Origin of the sequence: uncultured Methylobacterium sp. (genome assembly GCF_964244095.1) — a bacterium.
Classification (GTDB): Bacteria; Pseudomonadota; Alphaproteobacteria; order Rhizobiales; family Beijerinckiaceae; genus Methylobacterium.
This window is the reverse complement of record NZ_CAXTHR010000171.1, coordinates 1-8,230: the sequence shown is the minus strand read 5'-3', so window position 1 is coordinate 8,230 and position 8,230 is coordinate 1. Positions and strand designations below refer to the sequence as shown.

Sequence of the window (8,230 nt, the reverse complement as noted above, 5' to 3'; positions counted from 1 at the left end):
CCGCCTTCGGCTACGAGGGCGACCCGATGCGCCTGCTGTTCGAGAAGGGGTTCGCCCCGACGCACGCCTTCTCCGCCTTCTACCGCTGGCTGCGCGAGGACTTCAAAGCGCACGCGCTCATCCATTTCGGCACGCACGGCGCGCTCGAGTTCATGCCCGGCCGCCAGACCGGCCTCACGGCCACCGACTGGCCCGACCGGCTGATCGGCGACATGCCCAACATCTACCTCTACGCCGCCAACAACCCGTCGGAGGGCGCCATCGCCAAGCGGCGCTCGGCCGCAACCCTGGTGAGCTACCTGACGCCGCCGATCGCCCATGCCGGGCTCTATCGCGGGCTGGTCGAGCTGAAGGGCTCGATCGAGCGTTGGCGCGGCCTGGAGCCCGACGCCGACCACGAGCGGGCCGAACTCGCGGTCCTGGTCCAGGCCCAGGCGGCGCTGGTCGACCTGTCCCCTGCGGAGCCCGCCTGGGGCGACGCGGCGGAGGCGGAGGTCGGCCGCATCGGCCGGGAGGTCCTCGAACTCGAATACACGCTGATCCCGCACGGGCTCCACGTCGTCGGCCAGCCGCTCTCCCCGGCCGAGCGCGTGGACATGCTGCTGTCGATGGCCGATTCCAGCCACGGCACCCGCCTGGAGCGGGCATCGGTCGCCGCGCTGGTCGGCGGTGCCTCGCCGGAGGCGGCGCTCGCCGCCGCCGGCCCGGTGCCGAAGGCCACCGACCTTGCGGTCCTGCGCGAACTGGCCGCCACCGACCGGCAACTCACCGAGGACCACGAGGTGCCGGCGCTGCTCCGGGCGCTCGACGGCCGCTTCATCCGCCCGGCGCCGGGCGGCGACCTGCTGCGCACGCCCGCCATCCTGCCCACGGGGCGAAACCTCCACGGCTTCGACCCGTTCCGCATCCCCAGCGCCTACGCGGTGCAGGACGGCGCGCGCCAGGCCCAGCGCATCCTCGACCGACACATGGCCGACGGCCTGCCCCTGCCGAAGTCGGTCGCCATCGTCCTGTGGGGCACCGACAACCTCAAGAACGAGGGCGGCCCGATCGGCCAGGTGCTGGCGCTGATCGGCACGAGGCCCCGCTTCGACGGCTACGGGCGGCTCGCCGGCGCCGAGCTGATCCCGCTGGAAGAACTCGGCCGCCCGCGCATCGACGTGGTCGTCACCCTGTCGGGCATCTTCCGCGATCTGCTGCCCTTGCAGATCAAGCTCATCGCGGAAGCCTGCCTGCTCGCGGCATCCGCCGACGAGCCGGTGGAGCGGAACTTCGTCCGCCTCCACGCGCTCGAATACCAGCGCGTCCACGGCGGCGACTTCGAGACCGCGGCGCTGCGGGTGTTCGGCAACGCCGACGGCGCCTACGGCTCCAACGTCAACCACCTCGTCGAGAACGGCCGCTGGGACGAGGAGGACGAACTCGCCGAGACCTACTCCCGGCGCAAGGGCTTCGCCTACGGCCGCGACGGCCGGCCGGTGCAGCAGACCGCGCTCCTGAAGAGCGTGCTCGCCGACGTGGATCTGGCCTACCAGAACCTCGATTCGGTGGAACTCGGCGTCACCACCGTGGACCACTACTTCGACACGCTCGGCGGCATCAGTCGGGCGGTCAAGCGCGCCAAGGGCGGCGTCGACGCGCCGGTCTACATCGGCGACCAGACCCGCGGCGAGGGCTGCGTGCGCACCCTCAACGAGCAGGTGGCGATCGAGACCCGCACCCGCATCCTCAACCCGAAATGGTACGAGGGCATGCTCGCCCACGGCTACGAGGGCGTCCGCCAGATCGAGACCCACGTCACCAACACGATGGGCTGGTCGGCGACCACGGCGCAGGTCGATCCGTGGGTCTACCGCGAGATCACCACGACCTTCGTCCTCGACCCCGCGATGCGCGAGCGCATGGCGGCACTCAACCCGACCGCCTCGGCGAAGGTCGCCAACCGCCTCATCGAGGCGCACCAGCGCGGGTTCTGGCAACCAGACGCCGCGATGCTCGCCGCCTTGCAGAACGCCGGCGACGAGCTCGAAGACCGCCTCGAAGGTATCCTCCCCGGGGCGGGCAGCATCACAGGGGTCGCAGCATGAACATCGCCATCCGGAACCCGATCGTCGCGCGGCGCGAGCCCGAGGGCAGCGTCCAGGTCTCGCTCGACGTCGCCATCGGCACGACCGCGAAGGTCTTCGCGGTCTACGGCAAGGGCGGCATCGGCAAGTCGACGACCTCGTCGAACCTGTCGGTGGCCTTCTCCAAGCTCGGCAAGCGCGTGCTGCAGATCGGCTGCGACCCCAAGCACGACTCGACCTTCACGCTGACCAAGCGCCTCGCGCCGACCGTGATCGATGCGCTGGAGGCCGTGCAGTTCCACTCCGAGGAACTGCGCGTCGAGGACTTCGTGGCCGAAGGCTACAACGGCGTGATGTGCGTGGAGGCCGGCGGTCCCCCTGCCGGCACCGGCTGCGGCGGCTACGTCGTCGGCCAGACGGTAAAACTCCTCAAGGAGCATCACCTGCTGGAGGACACCGACGTGGTGATCTTCGACGTGCTCGGCGACGTGGTCTGCGGCGGCTTCGCCTCGCCGCTCCAGCACGCCGAGCAGGCGCTGGTCGTCACCGCCAACGACTTCGACTCGATCTTCGCGATGAACCGGATCGTGGCCGCGATCCACGCCAAGGCGAAGAACTATCCCGTGCGGTTAGGGGGCGTCATCGCCAACCGCTCGGCCGGCACCGACGAGATCGACCGCTTCAACGCCGCCGTCGGCCTGGAGCGGATCGCGCACTTCCCCGACCTCGACGTGGTCCGGCGCTCGCGCCTGAAGAAGCGGACCCTGTTCGAGATGGATCCGACGCCGGAACTCGAAGCGGTGACGACCGAGTACATGCGGCTGGCCGCCTTCCTCTACGCCGGCGGCAAGCCGCTCTCCGCGATCCCGATGAAGGACCGCGACCTCTTCGAATTCCTCGGGTTCGACTAGGGGTTTGGCCATGACGAGCACCACCTACGCCGAGCGCCGCGGGCAGCTCACCACCTACTTCGACCGCACCGCGGTGGACGCTTGGGCGCGGCTGACCTCCGACGCGCCGGTCTCCAGGATCCGCGCGACGGTGCGCGCCGGGCGCGACGCCATGCGGGGCACGCTGCTCGCGTGGCTGCCGGACGACCTCACCGGCCTGCGCCTGCTCGATGCCGGCTGCGGCACCGGCGCGCTCAGCGTCGAGGCGGCGCGGCGCGGGGCCGAGGTCGTGGCCATCGACGTCTCGCCGACCCTCGTCGGCCTCGCCCGCGAGCGCACGGGAACCGTCGAAGGCGGCGGGGCGATCGACTTCCGCGTCGGCGACATGCTCGATGCGAGCCTCGGCACCTTCGACCACGTCGTGGCGATGGATTCGCTGATCCACTACAGCGCCGCCGACATCGCCCGGGCGCTGGCCGTCCTCGGCGCCCGCACCCGCGGCTCGGTGGTGTTCACGGTGGCCCCGCGCACCGCCCTGCTGACGGTGATGCACGCCGCCGGCACGCTGTTTCCCAAGCGCGACCGGGCGCCGGCGATCGTGCCGATCACGCAGCGGACGCTCGCCCGGCGCATCGCCGGCGAGGCGGCGCTTGCCGGCTTCACCCTGTCCCGCACGCACCGCGTGAACAGCGGCTTCTACCTCTCGAACGCCATCGAACTCGCGCGGGTCCGCCCGCCCGGCGCAGAGGGGCGAGGGCTCGCCGCATGAAGCTCGGCCCCCGCCTGATCCAGTCGCTCTCCAGCCTCGCCCCGTCGATCCTGCCGTTCGCGGACGCGGCGACGAAGGAGCTGCCGCTGGGCCGCCTGATGCGGCTGTCGCTGTTCCAGGTCACCGTCGGCATGGCCGCGGTGCTGCTGATCGGCACGCTCAACCGGGTGATGATCGTCGAGCTGGAGGTGCCGGCCTGGATCGTCGCACTGATGCTGTCCCTGCCGCTGGTCTTCGCGCCGCTGCGGGCGCTCGTCGGCTTCCGCTCGGACACGCACCGCTCGGTGCTCGGCTGGCGGCGGGTGCCCTACATCTGGTTCGGCACGCTGCTCCAGTTCGGCGGGCTCGCGATCATGCCGTTCGCCCTGCTGCTGCTCTCGGGCGACACCACCGGGCCGGTCTGGGCGGGCCAGGTCGCCGCGGCGCTCGCCTTCGTGCTCGTCGGCGCCGGGCTCCACACCACGCAGACCGTGGGGCTGGCGCTCGCCACCGACCTCGCGCCCGCCCATGCCCGGCCGAAGGTGGTGGCGCTGCTCTGCGTGATGCTGCTCGTGGGCATGATGGTGAGCGCGGTGGCCTTCGGCCTGCTGCTCGCCGACTTCTCGAAGGTCCGGCTGATCCAGGTGATCCAGGGCACCGCGGTCGTCACGATCGTGCTCAACGGGCTGGCCCTGTGGAAGCAGGAGGCGCGCGACCCGCATCGGACCAAGGAGGCCCCGCGTCCGAGCTTCTCGGAATCCTGGGCGTCCTATGCCGGGCAGGGGCTCGCGCGCCGGCGCCTCGTGGCGACGGGGCTCGGCACCGCGGCCTTCTCGATGCAGGACATCCTGCTGGAGCCCTATGGCGGGCAGATCCTCCACCTCTCGGTCGCCGCCACCACGGCGCTCACCGCGATGCTGGCGGCCGGCGGCGGCCTCGGGCTGCTGCTCGCCGCGCGCTGGCTCGCCCGCGGCGGCGACCCGTTCCGGGTGGCGGCCGCCGGCGTGGTGATCGGCATCCTCGCCTTCTCCTGCGTGGTGTTCGCGGCCCCGCTCGCCTCCGCGCAGGTCTTCGCCGCCGGCGTCACGCTGATCGGCCTCGGCGGCGGCCTGTTCGCCCACGGCACGCTCACCGCCTCGATGACGCGCGCCGGCCCGGAGGATACCGGGCTGGCGCTCGGCGCCTGGGGCGCGGTGCAGGCGAGCGCGGCGGGGCTCGCGATCGCGGCGAGCGGCATCGTGCGCGACGTCGGCTCGGCGCTGGCCGCCTCGGGCGCGCTCGGCGAGGCGATGAGCGACCCGTCGATCGGCTACCTGATCGTCTACCATATCGAGATCGCGCTGCTGTTTGCGACGCTGGTCGCCATCGGCCCGCTCGTGCGCGAGCACGCCCCCCTACCGGCGGGGAGGGGCACCGCCCGCTCTCCGCTGGCCACCTCGTCAACCTGAGCGTCGGGAGAAAGCCATGCCCACAGGAGCACTCACAGGCTACGTCGATGTCGCGCAGATCGTGCTCTACGCGTTCTGGATCTTCTTTGCCGGCCTAGTTTTCTGGATTCGCCGCGAGGACCGCCGCGAAGGCTACCCGCTGGAGGCGGAGGTCACCGGCACCCTCAAGCGCCCCGACCCGATCCTGATCCCGGCGCCGAAGCTGTTCCGCCTCTCCGACGGCAAGGTGAAGCAGGCGCCGCAGGCCGACACGGCACCCGACCGCAACTTCGTCGGCCGCAAGCGCGAGCCCTGGCCCGGCGCGCCGCTGGAGCCGGCCGGCCCCGACCCGATGTTCGACCATATCGGACCCGGCTCCTGGGTGCAGCGCGACGACGAATTCGACCACACCTTCGACGGTCAGAAGCGCATCGTGCCGCTGCGGGTCGCGACCCACTTCATGGTCCACGAGGACGGCCCGAACCCGATCGGCATGACCGTGTTCGGCACCGACAGCCAGGTCGCCGGAATCGTCACCGACATCTGGATCGACCGCGGCGAGAGCTTCGCGCGCTACTACGAGGTCGAGCTCGGGGTCGGCGGGCGCCGCGTGCTGATGCCGGTCACCTTCTGCCGCACCGGGCGGTTCTCGCGCACCGTCAAGACCGAGGCGCTGCTGGCCGCGCAGTTTTCCGGCATCCCGCCCCATGCCGACCCCGACGCCGTGACCCTCCTCGAGGAGGAGAAGATCATGGCCTATTTCGGCGCCGGCACCCTGTACGCCACCCCCCAACGCGCGGAGACCCTGATATGAGCGCCCTCCGGACCGACGACGACGCGATCGTGGACGACCGCATCCCCGAGGGCCTGCCCGGCCCGCTGCCGCCGGGCGAGCGCATCCTCTGGCAGGGCCGGCCGAGCGCCTTCGGCATGGCCTCGCGCCCGATGCACGGCGGCTTCGTCGTGCTGTGGTTCGCGGTGCTGGCGGCGTGGACCATCCTGCCGGCGGCGCTGGACGGGGCCGTGCTCGCGGGCCTCAAGGCGTCGTGGCCGACCTTCGCGGCCTGCGCGGCGGCGCTCACCGTCGTCGGCTGCCTCGGCTGGCTGGCGTCCTGGACCACGACCTACACCATCACCAACCGCCGCGTCGTCATGCGGGTCGGCATCGCGATCTCCGTCACCTTCAACCTGCCGCTCGTTCAGGTCGAGGAAGCGGGCCTGCGCACCTTCGCCGACGGCACCGGCGACTTGGCGCTGCGCCTCTCCAAGGGCACCCGCGTCGCCTACCTCCACCTCTGGCCGCACGCGCGGCCCTGGCGGGTGACCGAGCCGCAGCCGATGCTGCGCTCCGTGCCGGACGGAGCCGCGGTCGCGGCCATCCTCGCCCGGGCGATCGTCGCCGCGCGGATACCAGAAGAGGCCGCGCTGCCGATCCTCGTCGCCCGCCCGCAGACCCAGGCCGGGGCTCCGCGGCTGGTCGCGGCCGGGGCACGCTAGCGCGCATCGGATCGGAAACCTCAAATTCTGCAATCACTTGCGCAGATCGTCAAAAATCGAGGCCAAAACGCAAAATGAGGATTGTCAAGCGCGCTTGACACCGGTTAACGTGAAGCCAACGAAACGGCGGCGCGGGCCGGACCCGACGCGGCGCCGACCAGGACCGGTCCGGACAGGCGGTGAGGGAAGCCGATGGGCGATGTATCGGAGAGCAGCCCCGTTCCGGCGTTCGCGCTGATCGGAGCCGGCGCGCTCGTCGGCTTCACGATGCTGGCGGTGACGATCGGACGGAGCGAGGGCATCGGCATCAGCGGCGGCCCGAACGGCAGCCCGGTCGCCAGCGTGTCGCTGAACGTCCTCGACCGCGACGACGGATCGATCCGGGTCGAGGACGCGGCCACCCAGCGCCTGATCGAAACCATCGCCCCCGGCGAGGGCGGGTTCCTGCGGGCGACGCTGCGCAGCTTCGGCCAAGCCCGCCTGCGGGCGGGACAGACGCCGGCCGAGCCGTTCCGCCTCACCCGCTACGACGACGGCTCGCTGGCGCTCATCGACGAGACCAGCGGCCGCAAGGTCAACCTGGAGGCGTTCGGGCCGACCAACGCGCTCGCCTTCGGCAAGCTGCTCCCCGGAAACCTCCTGCCCGACACGAGCATCCCGCGATGATCGGACGCCTCAGCGGCCGCCGCACCGTCGAGGTGCCCTGCACGGTCGAGATCGAGCAGACGCCGGAAAGCCTGCACGCCCATGTCAGCCTCGACGCCGATTTCGAGATCGAGCCCGGCGACGAGGTCCGGGTCCACGATGCCCCGACCTCGGTGCCCTACGGCGAGCGCCTCGTGGTCCGCCGCACCGCCACGGTGACGCGGGCGGGCCGGATCGAGCGGCTGTGGACCAAGCTCGCCGGCCATCTCGAACTCACCGAACTCTACGAAGTCAGCTTCAGCGAGAGGAGGAAGCTTTGAACGCGCCCGTCCGCCATCCGCTGCCCACGCGCCCGGTCAACGAAGCGACCAAGTCGGCGCAGGCGACCACCTTCCTCTCGCCGCGCTTCTACACCACCGACTTCGTGGAGCTCGACCGCACCGATGTCGAGCCGGTCCGCGCGCAGTGGGACGTGCTGATCGCGGAGCTGCGCTCCGACCCGAACAAGCGCCACTTCGTTCGCAACAGCGACTTCGACTGCGACCTCTCGGCGATGGAACCCGAGCTGCGCAAGGAGTTCCTGGATTTCCTCGTGTCGTCGATCACGGCGGAATTCTCCGGCTGCGTGCTCTACGCCGAGATGCGCAAACGCGCGAAGAACAAGGACATCAAGGAGCTGTTCGGCTTCATGAGCCGGGACGAGGCGCGGCATGCCGGCTTCATCAACGACACGCTGAAGGATTTCGGCATCGGCGTCGACCTTGGCTTCCTGACCAAGTCCAAGAAGTACACCTTCTTCCGGCCGAAGTTCATCTTCTACGCGACCTACCTCTCCGAGAAGATCGGCTACGCGCGCTACATCACCATCTTCCGCGAGCTGGAGAAGCACCCCGAGCGGCGCATCCACCCGATCTTCAAGTGGTTCGAGAAGTGGTGCAACGACGAGTTCCGCCACGG

9 protein-coding genes are annotated in these 8,230 nt (G+C 70.8%); all 9 read left to right on the top strand.

Going from position 1 to position 8,230, the window contains the following annotated elements; translation table 11 throughout:
- Positions 1 to 2,087: magnesium chelatase subunit H (locus tag ACFE86_RS19675; RefSeq protein ID WP_375457015.1), on the top strand; the 2,087-nt coding region annotated here is incomplete at its 5' end.
- Positions 2,084 to 2,977 carry a ferredoxin:protochlorophyllide reductase (ATP-dependent) iron-sulfur ATP-binding protein gene (gene bchL / locus ACFE86_RS19670; protein ID WP_375457014.1) on the top strand — a complete coding sequence of 298 codons (894 nt, stop codon included), beginning with the start codon at positions 2,084 to 2,086 and terminating at the stop codon, positions 2,975 to 2,977. The genes ACFE86_RS19675 and bchL, both read left to right, overlap by 4 nt.
- A gap of 10 nt (positions 2,978 to 2,987) precedes the next feature.
- On the top strand, positions 2,988 to 3,725 hold the full coding sequence (gene bchM / locus ACFE86_RS19665; RefSeq protein ID WP_375457013.1) for a magnesium protoporphyrin IX methyltransferase: 738 nt from the start codon (positions 2,988 to 2,990) through the stop codon (positions 3,723 to 3,725).
- On the top strand, positions 3,722 to 5,152 hold the full coding sequence (locus ACFE86_RS19660) for a BCD family MFS transporter (protein ID WP_375457012.1): 1,431 nt from the start codon (positions 3,722 to 3,724) through the stop codon (positions 5,150 to 5,152). Before bchM ends, ACFE86_RS19660 begins: the two co-directional genes overlap by 4 nt.
- Before the next feature lie 16 nt (positions 5,153 to 5,168).
- The gene (gene puhA, locus ACFE86_RS19655; RefSeq protein ID WP_375457011.1) at positions 5,169 to 5,945 is read left to right on the top strand and encodes a photosynthetic reaction center subunit H; all 777 of its coding nucleotides are present in this window, start codon (positions 5,169 to 5,171) and stop codon (positions 5,943 to 5,945) included.
- A complete protein-coding gene (gene puhB / locus ACFE86_RS19650; protein ID WP_375457010.1) occupies positions 5,942 to 6,628 on the top strand; it encodes a photosynthetic complex putative assembly protein PuhB in 687 nt (228 codons plus the stop codon). Before puhA ends, puhB begins: the two co-directional genes overlap by 4 nt.
- 192 nt (positions 6,629 to 6,820) lie before the next feature.
- Complete coding sequence (gene puhC / locus ACFE86_RS19645; RefSeq protein ID WP_375457009.1) at positions 6,821 to 7,294, top strand: photosynthetic complex assembly protein PuhC; 474 nt, start codon at positions 6,821 to 6,823, stop codon at positions 7,292 to 7,294.
- Positions 7,291 to 7,593, top strand: a complete 303-nt coding sequence (locus ACFE86_RS19640; RefSeq protein ID WP_375457008.1) for a hypothetical protein — start codon at positions 7,291 to 7,293, stop codon at positions 7,591 to 7,593. The genes puhC and ACFE86_RS19640 overlap by 4 nt, the downstream gene beginning before the upstream one ends.
- Positions 7,590 to 8,230, top strand: a 641-nt coding sequence (gene acsF / locus ACFE86_RS19635) for a magnesium-protoporphyrin IX monomethyl ester (oxidative) cyclase (RefSeq protein WP_375457007.1), incomplete at its 3' end; no start/stop codon positions are given. The genes ACFE86_RS19640 and acsF, both read left to right, overlap by 4 nt.